Annotated in this window: 21 protein-coding genes; 13 read left to right on the top strand and 8 right to left on the bottom strand. The window is 58.4% G+C overall.

Annotated elements, in window-relative coordinates; translation table 11 throughout:
- Positions 1–55: 55 nt before the first annotated feature.
- Genes nudF through parE form a run of 5 tightly spaced genes read left to right on the top strand, consistent with a single transcriptional unit; the run spans position 56 to position 4465 of the window.
- Positions 56–688, top strand: a complete 633-nt coding sequence (gene nudF / locus NB069_RS18670; protein WP_250585991.1) for an ADP-ribose diphosphatase — start codon at positions 56–58, stop codon at positions 686–688.
- Positions 685–1107: a DUF1249 family protein gene (locus tag NB069_RS18665; protein ID WP_003862516.1), complete on the top strand. Its 423-nt coding sequence runs from the start codon at positions 685–687 to the stop codon at positions 1105–1107. Before nudF ends, NB069_RS18665 begins: the two co-directional genes overlap by 4 nt.
- A gap of 28 nt (positions 1108–1135) precedes the next feature.
- On the top strand, positions 1136–1963 hold the full coding sequence (cpdA, locus tag NB069_RS18660; protein WP_250585989.1) for a 3',5'-cyclic-AMP phosphodiesterase: 828 nt from the start codon (positions 1136–1138) through the stop codon (positions 1961–1963).
- Complete coding sequence (gene yqiA, locus NB069_RS18655; protein ID WP_250585987.1) at positions 1963–2544, top strand: esterase YqiA; 582 nt, start codon at positions 1963–1965, stop codon at positions 2542–2544. The genes cpdA and yqiA overlap by 1 nt, the downstream gene beginning before the upstream one ends.
- A gap of 28 nt (positions 2545–2572) precedes the next feature.
- On the top strand, positions 2573–4465 hold the full coding sequence (gene parE, locus NB069_RS18650) for a DNA topoisomerase IV subunit B (RefSeq protein WP_250585985.1): 1893 nt from the start codon (positions 2573–2575) through the stop codon (positions 4463–4465).
- Positions 4466–4562: 97 nt separating this feature from the next.
- Here the strand turns inward: parE and NB069_RS18645 are convergent, their stop codons facing one another.
- The gene (locus NB069_RS18645) at positions 4563–5402 is read right to left on the bottom strand and encodes an AraC family transcriptional regulator (RefSeq protein ID WP_250585983.1); all 840 of its coding nucleotides are present in this window, start codon (positions 5400–5402) and stop codon (positions 4563–4565) included.
- A 166-nt stretch (positions 5403–5568) separates the two neighbouring features.
- On the opposite strand from NB069_RS18645, the gene NB069_RS18640 reads away from it, so the two are divergent.
- Genes NB069_RS18640 through NB069_RS18630 form a run of 3 tightly spaced genes read left to right on the top strand, consistent with a single transcriptional unit; the run spans position 5569 to position 9869 of the window.
- A complete protein-coding gene (locus NB069_RS18640) occupies positions 5569–7377 on the top strand; it encodes a DUF2264 domain-containing protein (protein WP_250585981.1) in 1809 nt (602 codons plus the stop codon).
- A gap of 31 nt (positions 7378–7408) precedes the next feature.
- A complete protein-coding gene (locus tag NB069_RS18635; protein WP_250585979.1) occupies positions 7409–8653 on the top strand; it encodes an oligosaccharide MFS transporter in 1245 nt (414 codons plus the stop codon).
- Positions 8654–8681: 28 nt separating this feature from the next.
- The gene (locus NB069_RS18630) at positions 8682–9869 is read left to right on the top strand and encodes a glycoside hydrolase family 88 protein (protein ID WP_250585977.1); all 1188 of its coding nucleotides are present in this window, start codon (positions 8682–8684) and stop codon (positions 9867–9869) included.
- An 18-nt stretch (positions 9870–9887) separates the two neighbouring features.
- Here the strand turns inward: NB069_RS18630 and NB069_RS18625 are convergent, their stop codons facing one another.
- From NB069_RS18625 to qseB, 6 genes are all read right to left on the bottom strand, one after another.
- On the bottom strand, positions 9888–10415 hold the full coding sequence (locus NB069_RS18625; protein WP_250585975.1) for a hypothetical protein: 528 nt from the start codon (positions 10413–10415) through the stop codon (positions 9888–9890).
- Between the two features lie 18 nt (positions 10416–10433).
- Entirely contained in the window at positions 10434–10874 is a 441-nt protein-coding gene (gene lysM / locus NB069_RS18620; protein WP_250585973.1) for a peptidoglycan-binding protein LysM, read from the bottom strand.
- A 106-nt stretch (positions 10875–10980) separates the two neighbouring features.
- Positions 10981–11295 (bottom strand): putative quinol monooxygenase, encoded by a 315-nt coding sequence (locus NB069_RS18615; protein WP_250585971.1) that lies wholly within the window; start codon positions 11293–11295, stop codon positions 10981–10983.
- A 30-nt stretch (positions 11296–11325) separates the two neighbouring features.
- On the bottom strand, positions 11326–11907 hold the full coding sequence (locus tag NB069_RS18610) for an NAD(P)H-dependent oxidoreductase (protein WP_250585969.1): 582 nt from the start codon (positions 11905–11907) through the stop codon (positions 11326–11328).
- Between the two features lie 105 nt (positions 11908–12012).
- Positions 12013–13362 carry a quorum sensing histidine kinase QseC gene (qseC, locus tag NB069_RS18605; protein ID WP_250585967.1) on the bottom strand — a complete coding sequence of 450 codons (1350 nt, stop codon included), beginning with the start codon at positions 13360–13362 and terminating at the stop codon, positions 12013–12015.
- A complete protein-coding gene (gene qseB / locus NB069_RS18600; RefSeq protein WP_250585965.1) occupies positions 13359–14018 on the bottom strand; it encodes a quorum sensing response regulator transcription factor QseB in 660 nt (219 codons plus the stop codon). Before qseB ends, qseC begins: the two co-directional genes overlap by 4 nt.
- Before the next feature lie 139 nt (positions 14019–14157).
- On the opposite strand from qseB, the gene NB069_RS18595 reads away from it, so the two are divergent.
- The 4 genes from NB069_RS18595 (at position 14158) to ftsP (ending at position 19269) form a co-directional block, all read left to right on the top strand.
- A complete protein-coding gene (locus NB069_RS18595) occupies positions 14158–14559 on the top strand; it encodes a YgiW/YdeI family stress tolerance OB fold protein (protein WP_250585963.1) in 402 nt (133 codons plus the stop codon).
- A gap of 119 nt (positions 14560–14678) precedes the next feature.
- On the top strand, positions 14679–16937 hold the full coding sequence (gene parC, locus NB069_RS18590; protein ID WP_250585961.1) for a DNA topoisomerase IV subunit A: 2259 nt from the start codon (positions 14679–14681) through the stop codon (positions 16935–16937).
- 122 nt (positions 16938–17059) lie between these two features.
- Positions 17060–17797, top strand: a complete 738-nt coding sequence (gene plsC, locus NB069_RS18585) for a 1-acylglycerol-3-phosphate O-acyltransferase (RefSeq protein ID WP_250585959.1) — start codon at positions 17060–17062, stop codon at positions 17795–17797.
- A 59-nt stretch (positions 17798–17856) separates the two neighbouring features.
- Positions 17857–19269 (top strand): cell division protein FtsP, encoded by a 1413-nt coding sequence (gene ftsP / locus NB069_RS18580; RefSeq protein WP_250585957.1) that lies wholly within the window; start codon positions 17857–17859, stop codon positions 19267–19269.
- A 38-nt stretch (positions 19270–19307) separates the two neighbouring features.
- Here ftsP and NB069_RS18575 read toward each other — a convergent pair whose 3' ends face one another.
- Positions 19308–20801 (bottom strand): TrkH family potassium uptake protein, encoded by a 1494-nt coding sequence (locus NB069_RS18575; protein ID WP_250585955.1) that lies wholly within the window; start codon positions 20799–20801, stop codon positions 19308–19310.
- Between the two features lie 203 nt (positions 20802–21004).
- Between NB069_RS18575 and NB069_RS18570 the strand changes: the two genes are divergently transcribed.
- Positions 21005–23179 carry a YgiQ family radical SAM protein gene (locus tag NB069_RS18570; protein WP_250585953.1) on the top strand — a complete coding sequence of 725 codons (2175 nt, stop codon included), beginning with the start codon at positions 21005–21007 and terminating at the stop codon, positions 23177–23179.
- Positions 23180–23268 lie beyond the last annotated feature (89 nt).

The raw sequence follows: 23268 nt of genomic DNA, 5'->3' as shown, positions 1-23268 counted from the left end.
AGTTTAGCAAAATTGAATTTCACGTTAACGTCACCATTTATAACAGGATGCAAACATGCGTAAACCAGAAAAGATGCCAGTGACTTTCACCAAAAACGATGTAGAAATTATTGCACGAGAAACGCTCTACAGCGGATTTTTTTCGCTGGAATTATACCGTTTTCGCCACCGTCTGTTTAACGGCGAAATGAGTGGTGAGGTGAAGCGCGAAATTTTTGAGCGCGGGCATGCTGCAGTCTTGCTACCCTTTGACCCAGTGCGGGACGAAGTGGTACTGATAGAGCAGATTCGCATTGCCGCGCTGGATACCAGCGAAAGCCCGTGGCTGCTGGAAATGGTCGCCGGGATGGTTGAAGCGGGCGAAACGCCGGATGACGTAGCGCGTCGCGAGGCGATGGAAGAGGCCGGGCTGGTTGTCGGGCGCACAAAACCGATTTCGAATTATCTGGCAAGCCCTGGGGGCACCAGCGAGCGTTTATCGGTTCTGGTAGGCGAAGTGGACGCCACGACCGCGCAAGGTATTCACGGTCTGGTTGATGAAAACGAAGATATTCGTGTTCATGTGGTAAGCCGGGAGCAGGCTTATCAATGGGTAGAAGAGGGGAAAATCGACAACGCGGCTTCTGTCATCGCTTTGCAATGGCTACAGCTGCACTATCAGGACTTACGAAACGAGTGGAAAAAATGAAGCGTTATACACCTGACTTCCCTGAAATGATGCGCCTGTGCGAAACCAATTTCGCCCAGCTGCGCCGATTGCTGCCGCGTAATGACGCGCCCGGCGAAACAGTGAGCTATCAGGTGAGCAACGCGCAGTATCGGTTAACGATTACGGAATCAACCCGTTACACTACGCTGGTGGAAATTGAACAAACGGCGCCTTCCATCAGCTACTGGAGCCTGCCGTCGATGACGGTGCGGCTGTACCATGACGCGATGGTCGCTGAAGTGTGTTCAAGTCAGCAGATCTTCCGCTTCAAAGCGCGATATGATTACCCAAATAAAAAGTTGCATCAACGTGACGAAAAGCATCAAATTAATCAGTTTCTGGCCGACTGGCTAAGATACTGTTTAGCACATGGAGCGATGGCGATTCCGGTTTGTTAGCGTCGTGAAACCTACCTAAGGACACCATTTGGAAAGCCTGTTGAACCTGACTGTTGCTGGTGGGGCGCCAGTCAGGGTATTACAAATTACCGATACTCACCTGTTTGCCAATAAGCATGAAACCCTGCTGGGTGTGAATACCTGGGAGAGTTATCAGGCTGTTCTGGAAGCCATTCATGCCCAGAAGCGCGAATGCGATCTGATAGTCGCAACGGGCGATTTGGCGCAGGACCAAACCGCCGCGGCTTATCAGCATTTTGCTGAAGGTATCGCGAGCTTTAACGCGCCCTGCGTCTGGCTACCCGGAAATCACGATTTTCAACCTGCGATGTACAGCGCGCTCCAGGATTCCGGTATTTCGCCAGCCAAACGGGTTTACACCGGTGATCACTGGCAAATTCTGCTGCTCGACAGCCAGGTCTTCGGCGTGCCGCACGGCGAGCTGAGCGATTTTCAGCTGGAGTGGCTTGAAGCGAAACTTGAAGCCGAGCCGGAGCGTCACACTCTTCTTTTACTGCATCATCATCCGCTGCCAGCGGGATGCAGCTGGCTCGATCAGCACAGCCTGCGCAACTCTGCCGCGCTGGATCAGGTGCTGGAGAAATTCCCACGGGTGAAGCATTTACTCTGCGGCCATATTCACCAGGAGCAGGATCTCGACTGGAACGGTCGTCGCCTGCTGGCTACGCCTTCTACCTGTGTGCAGTTCAAACCGCACTGCGCGAACTTCACGTTAGATACCATTGCGCCAGGCTGGCGCTGGCTGGAACTGCATGCCGACGGCTCGCTGACGACCGACGTCTGCCGCCTGCAAGGCTCAGCGTTCCGCCCGGATACCGCTTCAGAAGGATACTGATGTCTGCGCTCCTGTATCTGCACGGGTTTAACAGCTCCCCGCGCTCGGCAAAAGCGACGCTGTTTCGCCAATGGCTGGAGGTGCATCATCCCCACGTCGAGATGATCGTTCCGCAACTGCCGCCGTACCCGGCTGACGCCGCCGAAATGCTGGAGGCCATCGTCATGGCGCACGGTGGTGAGCCCTTTGGCGTGGTGGGTTCCTCCCTCGGCGGCTACTACGCCACCTGGCTGTCCCAGTGCTTTATGGTGCCTGCTGTGGTGGTGAACCCGGCGGTGCGGCCATTTGAGCTGCTGGTTGGCTATCTTGGCCACAACGAGAACCCCTACACCGGGCAGCAATATGTGCTAGAGTCTCGCCATATTTACGACCTCAAAGTCATGCAGATTGATCCGCTGGAAGCGCCAGATCTCATCTGGCTGCTGCAACAGACGGGTGATGAAGTGCTGGATTACCGCCAGGCAGTGGCGTATTACGCCTCCTGCCGCCAGACTGTAGAAGAGGGCGGTAATCATGCCTTCACGGGCTTTGAGGATCATTTCACCCAGATTGTCGATTTCCTTGGTCTGCACAGCCTCTGACAATCGCTGCGAATTGCTAGTTTAAATCATGACGCAAACCTATAACGCTGATGCCATTGAGGTACTCACCGGGCTTGAGCCGGTTCGCCGCCGTCCGGGGATGTACACCGATACCACGCGCCCAAACCATCTGGGCCAGGAAGTTATTGATAACAGTGTTGACGAAGCGCTGGCGGGCCATGCCAGACGCGTTGACGTTATCCTGCATGCCGACCAGTCGCTGGAAGTGATCGACGACGGTCGCGGCATGCCTGTGGATATCCACCCGGAAGAGGGTGTTCCGGCCGTTGAGCTGATCCTCTGCCGCCTGCATGCGGGCGGTAAGTTCTCCAACAAAAATTACCAGTTCTCGGGTGGCCTGCACGGGGTAGGTATCTCCGTGGTTAACGCCCTGTCAAAACGGGTTGAAGTGACCGTTAAGCGCGACGGCCAGGTCTACAACATCGCCTTCGAGAACGGGGATAAAGTGCAGGATTTGAAGGTGATCGGAACCTGCGGCAAACGCAATACCGGCACCAGCGTCCACTTCTGGCCGGACGAGAGCTTCTTCGACAGCCCGCGCTTCTCCGTCTCACGCTTAACGCACATTCTGAAAGCGAAAGCGGTGCTCTGCCCTGGGGTTGAAATCACCTTCAAAGATGAGGTCAACAACAGCGAGCAGCGCTGGTGCTACCAGGATGGCCTGAACGATTATCTGGGCGAAGCGGTTAACGGCCTGCCGACCCTGCCGGAAAAACCGTTTATCGGTAATTTTGCCGGTGATACGGAAGCGGTGGACTGGGCGCTGCTGTGGCTACCGGAAGGCGGCGAGCTGCTGACCGAAAGCTACGTTAACCTGATCCCCACCATGCAGGGCGGGACGCACGTTAACGGCCTGCGCCAGGGCCTGCTGGACGCGATGCGTGAGTTCTGCGAATACCGCAACATTCTGCCGCGCGGCGTGAAGCTGTCGGCGGAAGATATCTGGGAGCGCTGCGCCTACGTACTGTCGGTCAAAATGCAGGATCCGCAGTTTGCCGGGCAGACCAAAGAGCGCCTCTCCTCACGCCAGTGCGCGGCGTTTGTCTCCGGCGTGGTGAAAGATGCCTTCAGCCTGTGGCTAAACCAGAACGTGCAGGCGGCAGAGATGCTGGCCGAAATGGCGATTTCCAGCGCCCAGCGCCGTCTGCGTGCCGCGAAGAAAGTGGTGCGTAAAAAGCTCACCAGCGGCCCTGCGCTGCCGGGCAAGCTGGCGGACTGTACCGCGCAGGATCTGAACCGCACCGAGCTGTTCCTGGTGGAAGGGGACTCTGCGGGCGGGTCGGCCAAGCAGGCGCGCGATCGTGAATATCAGGCGATCATGCCGCTGAAGGGTAAGATCCTCAACACCTGGGAGGTCTCTTCCGATGAGGTGCTGGCGTCGCAGGAGGTGCATGACATCTCGGTGGCGATCGGTATCGATCCGGACAGCGAGGATCTCAGCCAGCTGCGTTACGGCAAGATCTGTATCCTTGCGGATGCGGACTCCGATGGGCTGCACATTGCCACTCTGCTGTGCGCGCTGTTCGTAAAGCACTTCCGCAGCCTGGTGAAAAACGGCCATGTGTATGTGGCGCTGCCGCCGCTGTACCGTATCGATCTCGGTAAAGAGGTCTATTACGCCCTGACGGAAGAAGAGAAAGCGGGCGTGCTGGAGCAGCTCAAGCGCAAGAAGGGCAAACCTAACGTGCAGCGCTTTAAAGGGCTGGGCGAGATGAACCCGCTCCAGCTGCGTGAAACCACGCTCGACCCTAACACCCGCCGCCTGGTCCAGCTCACCATCAGCGATGAAGATGAGCAGCAGACCAATGCGATGATGGATATGCTGCTGGCCAAGAAGCGTTCGGAAGATCGTCGCAACTGGCTGCAGGAGAAGGGCGACCTGGCGGATATCGAAGGCTGATAAAATGCCGGTGGGCTATTTGCCCGGCGGCGCTTCGCTTGCACGGGCCTACGGGGTTTGTAGGCCGGGTAAGGCATCGCCGCCACCCGGCAATTCCTCAGGCCGCACCATGATTCTTCCGGTACTGTAAGGGCGTCTCTCCGATGCCCTTTTTAAATGCGCTGATAAAGTACGTCACGTCCGAAAACCCCACCTTTGCGGCGATCTCCCGCACGCTCGCCTCTGAGTGCAGCAGAGACTCGCAGGCTTTGCGTAACCTCAAGGTATTCAGGTAATCGTGAATTTTCTCTCCCGTTTCGGCATGGAATTTTCGCGATACGTAGCTGCGTGATTTCCCCAGCTCACTCGCCAGCGCATCCAGGCTGAATTTTTGCTGGTAATGCTCATCCAGCCAGAACATCACCTGGCTGGCGATGCCGTTGCTGTTCCCGGGCTGGCCTTCGTCGTCGTGCGGCAGCATGGCGAACAGGCTAATCAGCAGGCTGGCGACGCGCTCGCTGTTTAACGGCGGCGGGTAGCAGCTGAACAGATGATCGATATGGCTGTGGCAGTGCGCCACGTCTGCCACCCAGGCCTCTCCCCCGCGCCGGGACAGCGTCTCGAGCCGCTGCCGGGTGTGGGGGAAATCGCGCAGGGCTTTCATCACTGCGTGCTGGTCGAGATGAATAATGGTCCGGCGGTAGCTGGCCTCCGCCTGGGCATCGACCATCACCTTATGCAGGGTGAACGGCGGGAAGAAAAAGAGCCTGCCGGGGCGCATGGTGTAGTGGCGGTTATCGACAATCGCCACGCCAAAGCCCTCTTCAACATAGAGAATCTCCAGACACTGGTGCCAGTGGTGATAGCGCACGGTGTTGGCGAACAGGCGACTGAACGACACGATGGTATCGTTCAGGGCAATCAGCTCAAGGTGTTCCGCCGTAGGTGTCTCGCGCATAGTGCAATAAAACTCAACTTTTCCCTTACCCTGCCCCTTTATAAACCACCTTTTTAAATTTTCTCAACTGCGGGTTTATTCATCTCTCACTCCTGTGACCCGGCTAACATTTCTGCACCTTGCTGATTAACTATGCTTTGCCGCAGTTGATTACGAGGACGAGCCTATGTGCGCGGTAAACAAAGAAAAATCAAATCCGTTGTCATCCCGCCAGGATCTGGTGGCGTCGCTGAACAGGTTGTTAACGGCTGTGGACAAGCAGTTCCCGGCGGGCAGTTCACGTTTTTCGCTGGGCGATACCTGTGCCCACTACGCTACGGATGTTGCCCGTATGGAGGGGTTATCCCGGGTGTTGTGGGGGCTGTTTCCGCTGATGGCCGCAGGGGACAGCACGCCGTTCAGCGACAAGTACATCACCGCCATTAAGCAGGGCACCGACCCACAAAGCGCAGGCTACTGGGGCGAAACCGCGCCCTACGATCAGCGTCTGGTGGAGATGGCGGCCTATGGCCTGGGGCTGGCGCTGCTGCAGGAGAAGCTCACCGATCTGTTCAGCGAGCGCGAGGTGATGAACCTGCACGCCTGGCTGAACCAGATCACCGACGCGCAGATGCCGGACAGCAACTGGAACTACTTCGCCATTATGGTCCAGCTTGGCTTTAAGCGCGCCGGACTGCCGTACGACCAGCAGGCCATTGATCGCCGCTTCGCGATGATGGAGGCCTACTATCTGGGCGATGGCTGGTATTCCGACGGTCCCGGCCGGCCAAAAGATTACTACATCTCGATGGCCTTTCACTTTTACGGCCTGATCTACGCCACCCTGAGCGGGGATGAAGCCCGGGCAGAGGTGCTGCGCCAGCGCTCGCGCCTGTTTGCCGAAGATTTTATCTATATGTCCGCTGCCGACGGCGCGTCGGTGCCCTTTGGCCGCAGCCTGACCTACCGCTTCGCGATGGTCGCCTTCTGGAGCGCAGTGGCCTTTTCCGGGCTGGAGGTCTTCACACCGGGCATTGTGAAAGGGATCATCCTGCGCCATCTGCGCTGGTGGCAGCAGCAGCCTGTCACCGATCGCGACGGCATCCTGACGCTCGGCTTTGCCTACCCGAATCTGGCGATGTGCGAGGACTATAACGCGCCGGGCTCGCCCTACTGGGCGCTGAAAACCTATCTGATTCTGGCGCTGCCGGAGAGCCATCCGTTCTGGCAGGCGCAAGAGCAGCCGCTGCCCGTGCTTGCCGAAAAACGCGTCATCCCCCATGCCCGGCAGATCCTGATGCAGGCGGATCACGTCACGATGCTCACCGCCGGGCAGCTGGAGCTGAACAACTACGTCAATACCGAGGCGAAATACACCAAATTTGCCTACTCCAGCCGCTTTGGTTTCACCATCGAGCGCGGACGCTTCGGCATCAAGCATGCCGCCTGCGACTCTATGCTGCTGCTGGCGGATGGCGATAACTACTTCCGCGGACGCCGCGAATGCGAGGAGGTTCGCGTCGACGAGAACTTCATTTTTTCGCGCTGGTCGCCCTGGCACGACGTTCATATCGAGACCTGGCTGGTGCCGTTCGGCGAGTGGCACCTGCGCCTGCACCGCATCAACAGCGCGCGCACCCTGCAAACGGTGGAGGGCGGATTTGCGGTCATGAAGACCGCCCCCCGGCTTATCGGCCGCGGCAGTTTCCTGAAAGCCGCGAACGGCAGCAGCGCGATTGTCGATCTCTCGCCGGTGATCGCCCGTCAGCCTGACAGCGTAGTGACGCCGCCGAACAGCAGCATCATGTTTGCCGAATGCGCCGCCATTCCGGTGCTCGCCACCACACTTTTGCCCGGAGAGCGCTGGCTGTGCAGCGCGGTGCTGGCAACCGGAGAAGAGAGGGCAGAAGTAAACATTCCGCAACTGGACATCAAAGATAACCGGGCCGTGATTTGCGCGTCCGGAAGCGAACGTAAGCTGTCGTTCATTTTATAAGCGCCTTACCCTGAATATCGGCGAGGATGGTATGAGTAACAAAACTGAATATTACAAAATCAGCAGTTTTATTTTTCTCTATTTCTTTACCTGGTCAGCCAGTATTGGCCTGCTGGCAATCTGGCTTGGGCAAAAAGCGAATCTCAGCGGCTCGGTCATCGGTACGGTATTTGCGGTGAACGGCATCTTCTCCGTTATTCTGAAACCGATCTACGGCTATATTCTGGATAAGATCGGCATGAGCAAATACCTGCTCTATTTCGTGGTGGCGATGTCCGCCCTGATGGCGCCGTTCTTTATTTACGTTTATCAGCCGCTGTTAATGTCCAACACCATGCTGGGGATTATTATCGGCGCGCTCTATTTAAGTTTCGCGTGGTATGCGGGCGTCGCGGCCTGTGAATCCTATTCCGACCGTTTCAGCCGTCTGAACGGCATGGAATTTGGCCAGATCCGCATGTGGGGCTCGCTCGGCTGGGCGGTGGCCTCCTCGTTTTCCGGCCTGCTGTTTAACCTCTCTCCGGCGTACAACTTTATTATGGGCAGCGTGGCGTCGGTGATCATGCTGATTGTCCTGCTGAGCCTGAAGGTGAATACCAACTCGGCCCACGCCGGTGAGGTACTGACCAAAGAGAAAATTGCCCCAGCGGATGTCTATGCCTTACTGCGCAGCCGCAAGTTCTGGGCCTTCTGCCTGTATGTGGCGGGCGTGGCGTGGATGATGTTTATCGCCGAGCAGCAGTTCTCGCGCTATTTCGTCACCTTCTTCGATGATGTGCATCAGGGTAACGCGGTGTTTGGTTATCTGGGTACCGTGCAGTCGGGGATGGAATTCGTCATGTATATGGTGATCCCGCTGTTCGTGAACTTTATTGGGGCCAAACGCGGGTTATTGATCGTCGGCCTGATTGTCGGGGCGCGGCTGATTATTTCCGGGATGTGCGATTCGCACCTGCTTATTTCCGTCCTCAAGCCGCTCTACGGCCTGGAAATCTGTCTTCTGCTGGTGTCGGTCTTTAAATATATCGCCGAGCATTTCGATAAACGCGTCAATGCCACCATGTATCTGTTGGGCTATCAGGCGATGCTTTACGTCGGCAACGTCGTGGTCTCTTCCCCTGCGGGATATATGTATGACCGCATCGGCTTTGAGCAAACCTATATCATCATGGGCGCCACGGCGCTGACCTTTACCCTGATTTCCGCCTTCACGTTATCCGCCTGCCAGAGCAAATGGCGCGGGGCAAAAACGCTGAACGTTGCAGAACACCATTAATTTACGCCGTCAAAGAAGGAACCGAATTATGTTAAGTCGTATCACTGAGGAGCGTCTGGGCGATATTCCTGTGCCCGTGGATGAACATGCCTTTAGCGATGAATTAAGCTCGGCGCGCCGCCACATCCTCGACCTGATTAGCCGTCATTTAACGGAATTCGGCGACAAGTTCCCGGCAGAAACCTGCCAGCAGGGATCCTATCCGCTGACCGATAACGTCGAGTGGACCACCAGCTTCTGGACCGGGCAGCTGTGGCTGGCGTGGGAGATGAGCGGCGACGAAAGGTTCCGCGCGATGGCCCGGAAGCACACCCGCTCATTTGGCCTGCGCATCGCCGGGCGCAGCGACACCAATACCCACGATCTTGGCTTTCTGTATACGCTCTCCTGCATGGCAGACTGGCGCCTGACCGGTAACCGCGAAGCGCGCGGCTTCTCACTGCTGGCGGCAGAAGCCCTGCTGGAGCGCTTCCACGAGAAGGCAAAGATCATCCAGGCCTGGGGCGATCTGTCCGATCCGGAACAGGCCGGACGGATGATCATCGACTGCAACATGAACCTGCCGCTGCTCTACTGGGCGACGGAGCAGACCGGGGATCCGCGCTTTGCCGAGGCTGCTAAAGCTCACGTAATGCAGGCCGCGACCTGTCTGATTCGTGACGATGCCTCCACCTTCCACACCTACTATATGGATGTGGTCACCGGCGCGCCGCGCTACGGCAATACCCAGCAGGGCTATGCGGATGACTCCTGCTGGTCCCGCGGCCAGGCGTGGGGGATTTACGGCTTTCTGCTGAGCTACATCTACACCGGCGACGAGACGATGATTGCCCTGTCGAAGCGGCTGGCGAACTACTTCCTGAATCGTCTGCCGGAAGATTACGTCTGCCACTGGGATCTGGCGCTGGTGGGCACCGATGCGCTGCGGGATTCCTCTTCGGCGGCAATCGCGGTCTGCGGCCTGCTGGAGCTGGTGAAGCACCTGCCGGTAACCGACCCCGACCGGACGCGCTATCTGGCGTGGGCGAAAGGCATTATGTCGTCGCTGACGAAGCACTATCTGATGGGGAAAGAGGAGAAGGGCAACGGCGTGCTGAAGCACTCGGTCTATCACCTCGCCAGCAATAAAGGCGTGGATGAGTGTGCAAGCTGGGGGGATTACTTCTACGTCGAAGCGCTGGTGCGCTTTACCCAGAGCTGGAAACTGTACTGGTAAAAATAGTGGGGTGGCTTGTCACCACCCCAGCACTTCTGTAATGACCCGTCGATAAGGGGTGTCGATTTGCGCGGGCACCCGGTTAAAATAGTCCCGCGCGTGGCTCCGCACATCGCCGCGGAGGTTATCCAGATAAGCGATGGCCTCGTTCGCCGTGGGGACCCGACCCTCCAGCGAGGCGCTCCTCGGCGGCAGGCCGGTCCAGATCACGGCGTCGATACCTTTCTCCACCGCCCATCTGGATAGCACTCCGGTATGACGCCCGGCGATCGTCAATGAGCCGATCCCGTCGCAGCGATCATCAGGAATACCCTCCCGTTCGCGCAGCGCCTGGCAGGCCTGGTTCAGCGTTTCGGCGTTCAGCCACGCCCACAGCACCGGAACGGCAGGAGCGTTCATGCAGATGGCGGTAGCCAGTTCGCCGCCGTCGCTGACCCGACAAAATTCCACGGGCAGCGACGGACCGTCGGTTTTCCACTCCCCGGCGACGGTAAGCGGGCCGCTTTTCCATATCAACGAGCCCCAGCCCAGACAGGCTATTTTCATCACGTCATCACGACGCTATCAGGCTTCAGGGATACGCAGCGTCTGCCCCGGATAAATTTTATCGGGGCTGGAGAGCATAGGGCGGTTGGCTTCAAAGATTTTGTTGTACTTTGACGCATCGCCGTACACGGTTTTGGAGATGGCGCTCAGTGTATCGCCCGATTTAACCGTGTAGTAGGTGGCTTCATGCTGGGTGTCAGTGGCGGTAATGCTGTTTTCCACCTCGCTGACCCCGGCGATATTCCCCACCGCGACCTGGATTTTTTCTTTCTGCTCCTGGGTGAGTCCGTCACCCGTCACCACGGCCTTACCGTCGGTAACATTAACCTGCACCTTATCGGCGCCCGGTAAATTGAGCTTTTTCAGATGCTCTGAGACTTTATCGCTTTGACCTTTGTGATCGGTCAGATTGTCCCACAGCTTTTCACCTGCCTCTTTAACAAAGTTAAAAATTCCCATTCCTTTTCTCCAGTGAAAAATAAGTACCGAAGTAAGCATAGCAGGGAAGGTGGAGGGTCATAAGGCAGATCCTCTCCGAAAAAGAGAGGATCAGGTAGGCATATTCTTAAAGTGCTGGTTCGAGGATACGAATATGGGTTTCCAGAACGTCACCTTTCACCGCCTCGCTCCACGCCTTCATGTGCGGGGTTTGCAGATGCGCTTCGAGGTGCGCCACGGTTTCCCACTGCTCAACCATGATGATTGAGTCCGGGGCGGTCGCCTGGAAGCTGACGCCTGCGGCGGCGTCCACCATCGGCGCGTAGCCGTGGCAACCGGCTTCTTTAAGAACGGTCGGGATAATTTTCGCGAACTGATCCAGCACCGCCTGGCGGTGATGTTGTCCAGGACGGGTACGGATTTCAGCAATAACGGTAAGCATGGTTAACTCCTTCTAATTCCAGGCTACCAGTTAAGCAAAAATCTCAGCCAGATGCTTGCGATATTCTGCGATATAGCGCGGGACATCAGGCATTTTAATTACGTCATTGACGATAAAGGTTGGCAGCGCGGTCATGCCCAGAAACTGATTCGCTTTATGGAACGGAAGATAGGCACCGTCTACGCCCACGCCTTCAAAGAACTGGTCTTCTTCGGTGAAAGCCTCTATCGGGGCGTTCCAGGTCAGGGAGAGCATATATTTTTTGCCCTGGATCAGGCCGCCGGAACCGTACTTCTTCGAGGCGTCTGAACGGGTGCGGCCATCGCTGGCGTACAGTGAGCCGTGCCCTTCGGTAAAGACGTCGTCCATGTACTTTTTCACGGTCCAGGGCGCGCCCATCCACCAGCCAGGCATCTGCCAGATAACGACGTCCGCCCAGAGGAAGTTCTGCACTTCAGCCTGGATATCGTACTCGCCGTCGGTGCGCACGACTTTAACATCATGCCCGGCGTCGCGCAGGAAACCGTCCGCGACCTCGGTCAGGGTGTCATTCAGTTGACCATTGGAGTGGGCGAATTTTTTCGCGCCGTTGATAATCAGAATATTGCTCATTAAGTTGTCCTCAGAGTAGCGAGTCTGAGGGCCATTCTACGCGCGACAGCGGTGCGGTAAAATGAGCAGAATGTGCAAAGTCTTTTGCTAAAAATGCAATAATCCCTACCAGCCGAGGGTGACGGCAAACCCGCCTTCCGGCGCATTCCTGAGCGTGACGGTCATCCGGTGCAGGGCGGCAATACGCTTCACGATGGATAACCCCAGCCCGCTGCCGGTTTGCTCCTGCCCTGGCGGGCGATAGAAGCGTTCGCCGAGCCGCGTCAGCACGTCGGGGGCAATACCCGGCCCGTTGTCACGCACGGTAAAACTGCGGCTATCAAGGATCACCTCCACCACGCTGCCGCGCGGGCTGTAGCGCACGGCGTTATCCAGCAGGTTTCGCACCAGCAGGCTCAGCAACAGCTGCTGGCCGGGGCGGGTGACCTGTGGGGCGTTGAGATTCAGGCGCAGCTCGATCCCGGCCTGCCGGGCGGAATAATAGCTATCCATCATCGCGGACTGAAGCAGATCGGCCAGATTCAGGGACTCCACGTCATCGAGGTTCTCCAGCGAATCCAGGCGCGACAGCGTCAGGAGCTGCTCAACCAGTCGCGAGGCCCGGTCGATACCGGCATGCAGCTGAGTCAGGGCTTTCGCCTGCGCTTCGGGATCGTCCAGCGACAGCTGCGCCACCTCGGTCTGCACTTTCAGGGCGGTGAGGGGGCTGCGCAGCTCGTGGGCGGCGTCCGAGGTAAAACGGCGCTCGCGAGCCATCATCTCCTGGGTGCGGGCGAAGAGATGATTCAACGCGTCAAGCAGCGGGCGAACTTCAACCGGTACGCCGCGCGTCACCAGCCGGTCGGTGGCGTCCGGCGAGCGGGTGCGCAGGGTTTGCGCCAGTTTTTTCAGCGGCCAGAGTTCACGGCTCAGCAGCACGATAAGCAACAGCAGCATCACCGGCAGCGCTACCAGCCACGGCGTGAGCTGCGAGCGCACCACGTCCAGCGCCATCTCCTGACGGTACTCCCGCTCCTGACCGACCACCACCCGGTACTTGCCGTCCGGTGAGGTGAGCCATAAGAATCGCCATTCGTCGTTATCGTCGTCCAGCCGCCCGTTGTCGAAGCCCTCCCGGCGATAGTGGTACGGAATGTCGCGTCCGTTCTCGCCGTCGTTCAGCACCATTTTGCCGTCGGGGGTGTAGATGGCGAAGGCCAAGGCGTCGTCATCCAGATGCCCGTGTTTCGCTTTTTTGGGCACGTCGCGCATGCGCGCCGGGGCGTGGATCTCGTCGAGATCCATCGTCAGCAGCCGTTTCGCAAACAGCATTTGCTGGGTGTCGAACAGCTTATCGAGCTTATCGGTGGTCTGGTGCCAGGCGACAATACTGGCGGCGAACCACGCCGCCAGGGACAGCACCAGAAACAGCAGCGTCAGGCGCAGCTTCAGGCTCAGGCGTTGGGTCAGTTTCATGCATCACCCAGGGTATAACCGATGCCGTGCACGGTGCGGATAAAGTCGCTGCCGAGCTTGCGGCGCAGATGGTGAACGTGGACTTCCACGGCGTTGCTGGAGACGTCGTCGTCCCAGGTATAGAGCTTCTCTTCAATCAGCTTGCGCGGCAGCACGCGGCCGGCGTTGCGCATTAATAGCTCCAGCAGGGCGAACTCTTTGGGTTTGAGCACCAGGGTATCGCCATTAAGCGCGGCCACCAGACGAGAAGGATCGAGCGTCACGCTGCCGTGGCGCAGTTCGCTGTGCGCCTGTCCGTGGCTGCGGCGCACCAGCGCTTCGAGGCGGGCGGCCACCTCGATCAGGGCGAAGGGTTTACAGAGATAATCGTCGGCGCCCAGGCGCAACCCCTCAACGCGCTGGTCGAGAGCATCCCGCGCCGTCAGGATCAGCACCGGCTCGCTGCGCCCCTTGTCCCGCCACTCGCGCAGGATTTGCAGCCCGTCAAGGCCTGGCAGCGTCAGGTCGAGCACCACCGCATCATAGGGGGCGCTGTAGAGCGCCGCGCGGCCGGTGTCACCGTCGGTGAACCAGTCCAGGCTAAACCCCATTTTCGTCAGCCCGGCCTTGATGCCGTCGCCGATCAGCTTGTCGTCTTCTACCAGTAAAATGCGCATATTTCCCTCCCTGATGCCGCCAGTAAACCCTCTGTCACGTCCGGCTGTACAGTAAAAAAATTTAAATTTTCCGCTTAAGAAGTCGTTAAGGTTTACGCTGTTTAATGGACTGCGAAACGACATTAAAGGGAGAGATAAGATGAAAAAATTCGCTGCTATTGCTGCCATGATGATGCTCACCACCGCGCCGGTTTTTGCGGCACAGGGCGGGTTTAACGGCCCATCCGCCACGGCAACCCAGACGCAAACCCAGCAGGGCGGTTTTGTCGATAACGACGCCAACCTCACCACGGCCCAGAAGGTCAAGGATATGAAGGACGACAGCTGGGTGAAGCTGCGCGGGAACATCACCGAGCGCCTGTCTGACGACCGTTACACCTTCCGCGATGAGAGCGGCACGGTAAACGTGGAGATCGACAATAAACACTGGAACGGCCAGACCATCACCCCGCAGGATAAGGTGGAGCTGCAGGGCAAAGTTGATAAAGAGTGGAACGATTTCGAAATCGACGTGAAACAGGTTATCAAGCTGAATAAATAACCCATCAAGGGGCCGGTATTCCGGCCCTTTTTCTTTGTGACTCGACTCGCCAGATGAGGTAGTATCTGCGGCAATATTGCCTGAAACCAGCAGGTTTCTGAGTTGAGGAATCCCATTTAATGAGCGATATGGCAGAGCGCCTCGCGCTACATGAATTCACGGAAAACGCCTACCTGAACTACTCCATGTACGTCATCATGGACAGGGCGTTGCCGTTTATTGGAGATGGCCTGAAACCCGTCCAGCGCCGCATCGTTTATGCGATGTCTGAGCTGGGCCTGAACGCCAGCGCCAAGTTTAAAAAATCCGCCCGTACCGTGGGTGACGTTCTGGGTAAATACCATCCGCACGGCGACAGCGCCTGTTATGAAGCGATGGTGCTGATGGCCCAGCCGTTCTCCTACCGTTATCCGCTGGTCGATGGCCAGGGGAACTGGGGGGCGCCGGACGATCCGAAGTCGTTCGCGGCGATGCGTTACACCGAATCCCGTCTTTCGAAATATGCCGAACTGCTGCTCAGCGAGCTGGGCCAGGGCACCGCGGAGTGGGTACCGAACTTTGACGGTACGCTGCAGGAGCCGAAGATGCTGCCTGCGCGTCTGCCAAACATTCTGCTGAACGGCACCACCGGTATCGCCGTAGGGATGGCGACGGATATCCCGCCGCACAACCTGCGTGAAGTGGCGAAAGCGGCCATCACCCTGATTGAACAGCCGAAGACCTCGCTGGACGATCTGCTGGATATCGTGCAGGGGCCGGACTTCCCGACCGAAGCGGAGATCATCACCTCCCGCGCGGAAATCCGCAAAATCTACCAGAACGGTCGCGGCTCCGTGCGCATGCGCGCGGTGTGGACCAAAGAGGACGGCGCCGTGGTCATCACCGCGCTGCCGCACCAGGTCTCAGGCGCGAAAGTGCTGGAGCAGATCGCGACCCAGATGCGCAACAAAAAGCTGCCGATGGTGGACGACCTGCGCGACGAGTCCGACCACGAGAACCCGACCCGTCTGGTGATCGTGCCGCGCTCCAACCGCGTGGACATGGAGCCGGTGATGAACCACCTGTTCGCCACCACCGATCTGGAAAAAAGCTACCGTATCAACCTGAACATGATTGGCCTCGACGGTCGTCCGGCGGTGAAAAACCTGCTGGAGATCCTCACCGAGTGGCTGACGTTCCGTCGCGATACGGTGCGCCGCCGACTGAATCACCGTCTGGAGAAAGTGCTTAAGCGCCTGCATATCCTCGAAGGTTTGCTGGTGGCCTTCCTCAACATCGACGAAGTGATTGAGATCATTCGTACCGAGGACGAGCCGAAGCCGGCCCTGATGTCGCGCTTTGGCATCAGCGAAACCCAGGCCGAAGCGATTCTCGAGCTCAAACTGCGCCATCTCGCCAGACTGGAAGAGATGAAGATCCGCGGTGAGCAGAATGAGCTGGAAAAAGAGCGCGATCAGCTGCAGGCGATCCTCGCCTCCGAGCGCAAGATGAACACCCTGCTGAAGAAAGAGCTGCAGGCCGATGCCGACGCCTTTGGCGATGACCGACGTTCTCCGCTGCACGAGCGCGAAGAAGCCAAAGCGATGAGCGAGCATGACATGCAGCCGTCCGAGCCGGTGACCATTGTGCTGTCACAAAGCGGCTGGGTACGCAGCGCCAAAGGTCATGACATCGACGCGCCGGGGCTGAGTTACAAAGCCGGCGACAGCTTCAAAGCCGCCGTGAAGGGCAAGAGCAACCAGCCGGTGGCCTTTATCGACACGACCGGGCGCAGCTACGCCATCGACCCGATCACCCTGCCGTCAGCACGCGGGCAGGGCGAGCCGCTCACCGGCAAGCTGACGCTGCCGCCGGGTGCGACCGTTGAGCATATGCTGATGGAAGGCGATGAGCAGAAGCTGCTGCTGGCCTCCGATGCGGGCTACGGCTTTATCTGTACCTTTAACGATCTGATCTCGCGTAACCGCGCGGGCAAGGCGTTGATTAGCCTGCCGGATAATGCCCGGGTCATGCCGCCGCTGGTGATTGAAAACGAGAGCGACATGCTGCTGGCGATCTCCGCTGCCGGCCGTATGCTGATGTTCCCGCTCAGCGATCTGCCGCAGCTGTCGAAAGGCAAAGGCAATAAGATCATCAACATCTCCGCGGCGGATGCGGCAGCAGGGGAGGATAGCCTGGCGCACCTCTTTATTCTGCCACCGCAGAGCACGTTGACCATCCATGTGGGTAAACGCAAAATCAAGCTGCGCCCGGAAGAGCTGCAGAAAGTGGTGGGCGAACGTGGACGCAGAGGATCGCTGATGCGTGGTCTGCAGCGTATTGACCGCGTGGAGATAGACTCTCCGAATCGTGGTAACGCGGGCGACACCGCAGAGTAACAGTGCCTCTCCCCCTCCGTTCAGGAGGGGGTATCGCGGAACACATCCTTTATAAAAACAAAGCAGTTACCCGGGAGCAGTTGCAGTATAATTGTCAGCTGTCAGGGGTTTTTGAGGTCGCTATGCTATTAATTTTTCGTGCCATTCTTGCCGTTATCTACTGCATTCTGGTCTGTATCTTCGGCTCTGTTTACTGCCTTTTCAGCCCGCGTAATCCAAAGCACGTTGCCACCTTTGGCCACATGTTTGCCCGTCTGGCGCCGCTGTTTGGGTTGAAAGTTGAGACCCGCCTGCCGGAAGGGGCAGAGAACTATGGCAACGCTATCTATATCGGTAACCATCAGAATAACTACGACATGGTGACCGCAGCGAAAATTGTGCAGCCGCCAACCGTTACCGTGGGCAAAAAAAGCCTGCTGTGGATCCCGTTCTTTGGCCAGCTCTACTGGCTGACCGGCAACCTGCTGATCGATCGTAACAACCGCGCCAAAGCGCACGGCACCATTGCCGAGGTGGTGAACCACTTCAAAAAGCGCAAAATCTCTATCTGGATGTTCCCGGAAGGGACACGCAGTCGGGGTCGCGGCCTGCTGCCGTTTAAAACTGGCGCGTTTCATGCCGCAATTGCGGCAGGCGTTCCGATTATTCCAGTGTGTGTTTCCAATACATCGAATAAGATAAACCTGAACCGTCTGCGTAACGGTCTGGTGATTGTCGAGATGCTGCCGCCGGTCGATGTCAGTCAATATGGCAGGGATCAGGTGCGTGAGCTGGCGGCACATTGCCGAGAATTAATGCTGAATAAAATCGCCGAGCTCGATAAAGAAGTCGCAGAGCGAGAAGCCGCTGGCAAGGTTTAAGCCGGTTTAAAGGGAAAACGAATTCCCGTGTTGTTAGTGCGTTTACAGATGGAGCCAATATGTCACTCAGTCGCCGTCAGTTTATTCAGGCATCGGGGATCGCCCTTTGTGCAGGCGCGGTTCCGCTGAGGGCAAACGCCGCCGGGCAGCAGCCGCCGCTGCCCATCCCGCCGTTACTCGAATCCCGCCGCGGACAGCCGCTGTTCCTGACGCTGCAGCGCGCCCACTGGTCGTTCACCCAAGGCACGCGGGCCTCGGTGTGGGGCATCAACGGGCGCTACCTGGGCCCGACGGTGCGCGTCTGGAGCGGGGATGACGTCAAACTGATTTACAGCAACCGCCTGGCGGAAAACGTCGCCATGACCATCAGCGGTATGCAGGTGCCGGGCCCGCTGCTGGGCGGCGCCCCGCGCATGATGTCCGCAAGCGCCGACTGGGCACCGGTTCTGCCGGTCCGCCAGCGTGCCGCCACCCTCTGGTATCACGCCAATACCCCGAACCGCACCGCGCAGCAGGTTTACAACGGTCTGGCCGGGATGTGGCTGATAGAGGATGAGGTCAGCAAATCCCTGCCGATCCCCAACCATTACGGGGTCGATGACTTCCCGCTTATTATTCAGGATAAACGTCTGGATAACTTCGGCACGCCGGAGTACAGCGAGCCGGGCAGCGGCGGATTTGTTGGCGATACGCTGCTGGTTAACGGTGCGCAAAGTCCGTATGTCGAGGTATCCCGCGGCTGGGTGCGCCTGCGACTGCTCAATGCCTCTAACTCCCGTCGCTATCAGCTGCAGATGAGCGATGGCCGCCCGCTGCACGTGATCGCCGGGGACCAGGGCTTTTTACCGGCACCGGTGTCGGTAAAACAGCTGGCGCTGGCCCCGGGCGAGCGGCGCGAAATCCTGGTGGATATGACCAACGGTGAAGAGGTGTCAATTACCTGTGGTGAGGCGGCAGGTATTGTCGACCGCCTGCGGGGCTTCTTTGAGCCGTCGAGCATTCTGGTCTCAACCCTGGTGTTAACCCTGCGTCCAACCGGCCTGCTGCCGCTGGTCACCGATACCCTGCCGATGCGTCTGCTGTCGGAGGAGATCATCAGCGGCACGCCGGTGCGCAGCCGGGATATCAGCCTCGGCGACGACCCGGGCATTAACGGCCAGCTGTGGGACGTGAATCGCATCGATATCACCGCCCAGCAGGGCTCCTGGGAGCGCTGGACGGTGCGGGCCGATATGCCGCAGTCGTTCCACATCGAAGGGGTGAGTTTCCTGATCCGTAACGTCAACGGTGCCATGCCGTTCCCGGAAGACCGCGGCTGGAAAGATACCGTCTGGGTCGACGGGCAGGTGGAGCTGCTGGTCTATTACGGGCAACCTTCCTGGCCGCACTTCCCGTTCCTGTTCCACAGCCAGACGCTGGAGATGGCGGATCGCGGCTCGGTGGGGCAGCTGCTGGTAAACCCGGCCCCGTAATCCTCTCCCGCCCGGCATCCCTGCCGGGCGTATTGTTTCTATGCCCGCCAGAAGAAGCGCGAGCAGAGGATCAGAATCGGATAGATCTCCAGACGCCCCAGAATCATCGCCATACACATCAGGTATTTCGCCTCTTCCGACAGCGTGCCGAACGTCGATGCGGTTTCACCGAATCCCAGCCCCATGTTGTTGATGCAGGCGGCGACCGTGGCGAAGGAGGTGAACAGATCGTACCCCATCAGATTCAGCGCCCAGATAAAAAAGGCGGTGAACAGCACGTAAAGAAAGAAGAAGCTCCAGACCGAACGCAGCACGCGCTCGTTAACCACGCTTTTGCCAATACGCACCGGCAAAAGGGCGCGCGGATGGCCGAGCTGGTGCAGCTCCTGGCGGCACTGTTTGAACATGATCAGAAAGCGCAGCGCCTTGATGCCGCCGCAGGTTGAGCCGACGCAGCCGCCGAAGAAGCTGGCCAGCAGCAGCAGGAAGATGGTGTGCGCGGGCCACTGGGCATAGTCGCCGGTGGCGAGGCCATTATCGGTCATCATCGAGCTGGCGAGGAAAAAGGCGTGCACCAGGCTGTCAGGAATGTTGTACATCCCCGCATGCCACACCTGCCAGGCGGTGATCAGAATGATGATAGCGGCAGCGGCCAGAAAGAACTTCAGCTCCTGGTTGCGGCGAAACGGCTTCAGCGTGCGGCGGGTGATGGCCACATACCAGAGCGTAAAGTTGAAGGCGGAGAGCAGGGAGAACAGCCCGGCGACCAGCTCCACGGCATGGCTGTCGTAAAAACCGATACTCTCCGTGCGGGTAGAAAAACCGCCGAGGGAGACGGTAGAGAGCCCGTGACACAGCGCGTCGAAAAACGACATGCCCGCCAGCCAGTAGGCCAGAGTACAGGTCAGCCCCAGCAGCAGATAGGTGAGCCACAGGGTGCGCGAGGTATCCGCCAGCCGGGGAGTGAGCCGCTCCTCTTTAAAGGGCCCGGGCATTTCCGACTGATAAAGCTTCATGCCGCCGATGCCGAGGAACGGCAGCACTGCCACCGCCAGCACGATGACCCCGAGGCCGCCGATAAAATTAAGCTGGGCGCGATAGTAGAGGTAGGACTTGGGCAGGGCGCTGACGTCGCCAATCACCGTCGCGCCGGTGGTGGTGATCCCCGATACCCCTTCAAACAGCGCATCCGCCAGCGACAGCGCCTGCACGTCATCCATCCACAGCGGCATGGCGCTGATTATTGAGAAGAGAAACCAGAACAGCACGATAATGACAAACCCGTCCCGGGTGCGCAGCTGGATCCCGGCATGTCGGGTCATCAGCCAGGTGCCGCCGCCGAGGGTAAAAAAGGTGACGAAGGTGCTCAGGAAAGCCATGTAGCTGCGCTCTTTATTCACCAGCGCGATGGCCATCGGCGGCAGCATCGAGAAGCTGTAGAGCAACACCAAAAACCCGCACAGATGCAGCACGACCTGTAGCTGGGAGATCTGAGATGAGTGACTGCCTCGCAACGTAAAATTCTCCGTCATCACCGTTCTGCTGAGCAGAAACGGCTTAAAGTCCTGAGTGTCAAAGCGGTTATTCGCCAGTGCGCGGCATAGTAGCAGGTTGTTTACAGCGCTTGTGATAGTTTCGTTAACCTGGCGCCATTTTGGCACCTTCTCCCCTTCATTTATGGCAGAAGAACAGCGTATAATCGCCGCCCTTTGATTATTTTTTCTTCGGAAGCATTATGAGCGCCATTTCCCTGATCCAGCCGGATCGTGACCTCTTCTCCTGGCCCCAGTACTGGGCGGCCTGCTTTGGACCGGCACCTTTCCTGCCGATGTCCCGTGAAGAGATGGACCAACTTGGCTGGGACAGCTGCGATATTATTCTGGTGACGGGCGATGCCTATGTCGATCACCCGAGCTTTGGCATGGCGATCTGCGGCCGTATGCTTGAAGCCCAGGGCTTCCGCGTCGGGATCATTGCCCAGCCGGACTGGAACAGCAAAGACGACTTTATGCGTCTGGGTAAACCGAACCTGTTCTTCGGCGTCACCGCGGGCAACATGGACTCGATGATCAACCGCTACACCGCCGACCGCAAACTGCGTCACGACGACGCTTACACCGCGGATAACGTGGCGGGCAAGCGTCCGGACCGCGCCACCCTCGTATACACCCAGCGATGCAAAGAAGCATGGAAAGACGTGCCGGTCATCCTGGGGGGTATCGAAGCGAGCCTGCGCCGTACCGCGCATTATGACTACTGGTCTGATACCGTGCGCCGTTCGGTGCTGGTGGATTCCAAAGCCGACATGCTGATCTTTGGCAACGGCGAACGTCCGCTGGTGGAAGTGGCGCACCGTCTGGCCCAGGGCGAACCGGTGGGCGACATCCGCGACGTGCGCAATACCGCCATTATGGTGAAAGAGGCGCTGCCAGGCTGGAAAGGGGTGGATTCCCGTATCATCGACATGCCGGGCAAAATCGACCCGATCCCGCATCCTTACGGCGAAGATCTGCCCTGTGCGGATAACAAACCTGTCGCGCCGAAGAAAGCCGAAGCGAAGGCCATTGTGGTGCAGCCGCCGCGTCCTAAGCCGTGGGAAAAGACCTATGTACTGCTGCCCTCCTTTGAGAAGGTAAAAAGCGATAAGGTTCTTTATGCGCACGCCTCGCGTATTCTGCACCACGAAACCAACCCGGGCTGTGCCCGTGCGCTGATGCAAAAGCACGGTGAGCGTTACATCTGGGTTAACCCGCCGGCGATCCCGCTCTCTACCGAAGAGATGGACAGCGTGTTTGCGCTGCCGTACAAGCGCGTGCCGCATCCGTCATACGGCAACGCGCGTATCCCGGCGTATGAGATGATCCGCTTCTCGATCAACATCATGCGTGGCTGCTTCGGCGGGTGCTCCTTCTGTTCGATCACCGAGCACGAAGGGCGCATCATTCAGAGCCGCTCTGAAGACTCTATCGTCAACGAGATCGAAGCCATTCGCGACACAGTGCCGGGCTTTACCGGCGTGATCTCCGATCTGGGCGGCCCGACGGCCAACATGTACATGCTGCGCTGTAAGTCGCCGCGTGCAGAGCAGACCTGTCGTCGTCTCTCCTGTGTCTATCCGAGCATTTGCGAGCATATGGACACCAACCACGAGCCGACGATCAACCTCTACCGCCGCGCCCGCGACCTGAAGGGCATCAAAAAGATCCTCATCGCGTCCGGGGTGCGTTACGACATCGCCGTGGAAGATCCGCGCTACATCAAAGAGCTGGCGACCCACCACGTGGGCGGCTACCTGAAGATTGCCCCGGAGCATACCGAAGAGGGGCCACTGTCGAAGATGATGAAGCCGGGGATGGGCAGCTACGACCGCTTCAAGGAGCTGTTCGACACCTACTCGAAACAGGCCGGGAAAGAGCAGTATCTGATCCCGTACTTCATCTCCGCGCACCCGGGTACGCGTGATGAAGACATGGTGAACCTCGCCCTGTGGCTGAAACAGCGCCGCTTCCGTCTGGATCAGGTGCAGAACTTCTATCCGTCGCCGCTGGCGAACTCAACGACCATGTATTACACCGGCAAGAACCCGCTGAGTAAGATTGGTTATAAGAGTGAGGATGTGGTGGTGCCGAAGGGTGACAAGCAGCGCCGCCTGCACAAAGCCCTGCTGCGTTATCACGATCCGAAAAACTGGCCGCTGATCCGCCAGGCGCTGGAAGATATGGGTAAAAAGCACCTGATCGGTTCCCGACGCGACTGCCTGGTGCCTGCGCCAACGGTGGAAGAGATGCGCGAAGCGCGTCGCCAGAACCGCAATACGCGTCCGGCCCTGACCAAGCATACGCCGATTGTGCACCAGCGTTCGAACGGTGGGGCGGCGGCGAAGAAGAGTGTAAAACGTAAGGTCGGTTAACCTCGTAAAAATGCCCGGTGGCGCTGCGCTTACCGGGCCTGCACGTCTGAACGTAGGCCGGGTAAGGCGAAGCCGCCACCCGGCTTTTT

Origin of the sequence: Leclercia adecarboxylata (assembly GCF_023639785.1) — a bacterium.
GTDB classification, from domain to species: domain Bacteria; phylum Pseudomonadota; class Gammaproteobacteria; order Enterobacterales; family Enterobacteriaceae; genus Enterobacter; species Enterobacter adecarboxylatus_D.
Note: the sequence above shows the minus strand (reverse complement) of the source record. Positions and strands in the feature narration are given on the sequence as shown.

What these genes read in the sequence shown, in the direction of transcription:
- ftsP (WP_250585957.1), top strand. Translation starts at nt 17,857, where the DNA reads ATGTCACTCAGTCGCCGTCAGTTTATTCAGGCATCGGGGATCGCCCTT.
- NB069_RS18645 (WP_250585983.1), bottom strand. Translation starts at nt 5,402, where the DNA reads ATGCGCGAGACACCTACGGCGGAACACCTTGAGCTGATTGCCCTGAAC.
- yqiA (WP_250585987.1), top strand. Translation starts at nt 1,963, where the DNA reads ATGTCTGCGCTCCTGTATCTGCACGGGTTTAACAGCTCCCCGCGCTCG.
- parE (WP_250585985.1), top strand. Translation starts at nt 2,573, where the DNA reads ATGACGCAAACCTATAACGCTGATGCCATTGAGGTACTCACCGGGCTT.
- NB069_RS18610 (WP_250585969.1), bottom strand. Translation starts at nt 11,907, where the DNA reads ATGAGCAATATTCTGATTATCAACGGCGCGAAAAAATTCGCCCACTCC.
- NB069_RS18640 (WP_250585981.1), top strand. Translation starts at nt 5,569, where the DNA reads ATGTGCGCGGTAAACAAAGAAAAATCAAATCCGTTGTCATCCCGCCAG.
- NB069_RS18615 (WP_250585971.1), bottom strand. Translation starts at nt 11,295, where the DNA reads ATGCTTACCGTTATTGCTGAAATCCGTACCCGTCCTGGACAACATCAC.
- NB069_RS18635 (WP_250585979.1), top strand. Translation starts at nt 7,409, where the DNA reads ATGAGTAACAAAACTGAATATTACAAAATCAGCAGTTTTATTTTTCTC.
- qseB (WP_250585965.1), bottom strand. Translation starts at nt 14,018, where the DNA reads ATGCGCATTTTACTGGTAGAAGACGACAAGCTGATCGGCGACGGCATC.
- NB069_RS18630 (WP_250585977.1), top strand. Translation starts at nt 8,682, where the DNA reads ATGTTAAGTCGTATCACTGAGGAGCGTCTGGGCGATATTCCTGTGCCC.
- NB069_RS18570 (WP_250585953.1), top strand. Translation starts at nt 21,005, where the DNA reads ATGAGCGCCATTTCCCTGATCCAGCCGGATCGTGACCTCTTCTCCTGG.
- NB069_RS18625 (WP_250585975.1), bottom strand. Translation starts at nt 10,415, where the DNA reads ATGAAAATAGCCTGTCTGGGCTGGGGCTCGTTGATATGGAAAAGCGGC.
- qseC (WP_250585967.1), bottom strand. Translation starts at nt 13,362, where the DNA reads ATGAAACTGACCCAACGCCTGAGCCTGAAGCTGCGCCTGACGCTGCTG.
- nudF (WP_250585991.1), top strand. Translation starts at nt 56, where the DNA reads ATGCGTAAACCAGAAAAGATGCCAGTGACTTTCACCAAAAACGATGTA.
- plsC (WP_250585959.1), top strand. Translation starts at nt 17,060, where the DNA reads ATGCTATTAATTTTTCGTGCCATTCTTGCCGTTATCTACTGCATTCTG.
- NB069_RS18595 (WP_250585963.1), top strand. Translation starts at nt 14,158, where the DNA reads ATGAAAAAATTCGCTGCTATTGCTGCCATGATGATGCTCACCACCGCG.
- NB069_RS18575 (WP_250585955.1), bottom strand. Translation starts at nt 20,801, where the DNA reads ATGACGGAGAATTTTACGTTGCGAGGCAGTCACTCATCTCAGATCTCC.
- lysM (WP_250585973.1), bottom strand. Translation starts at nt 10,874, where the DNA reads ATGGGAATTTTTAACTTTGTTAAAGAGGCAGGTGAAAAGCTGTGGGAC.
- NB069_RS18665 (WP_003862516.1), top strand. Translation starts at nt 685, where the DNA reads ATGAAGCGTTATACACCTGACTTCCCTGAAATGATGCGCCTGTGCGAA.
- parC (WP_250585961.1), top strand. Translation starts at nt 14,679, where the DNA reads ATGAGCGATATGGCAGAGCGCCTCGCGCTACATGAATTCACGGAAAAC.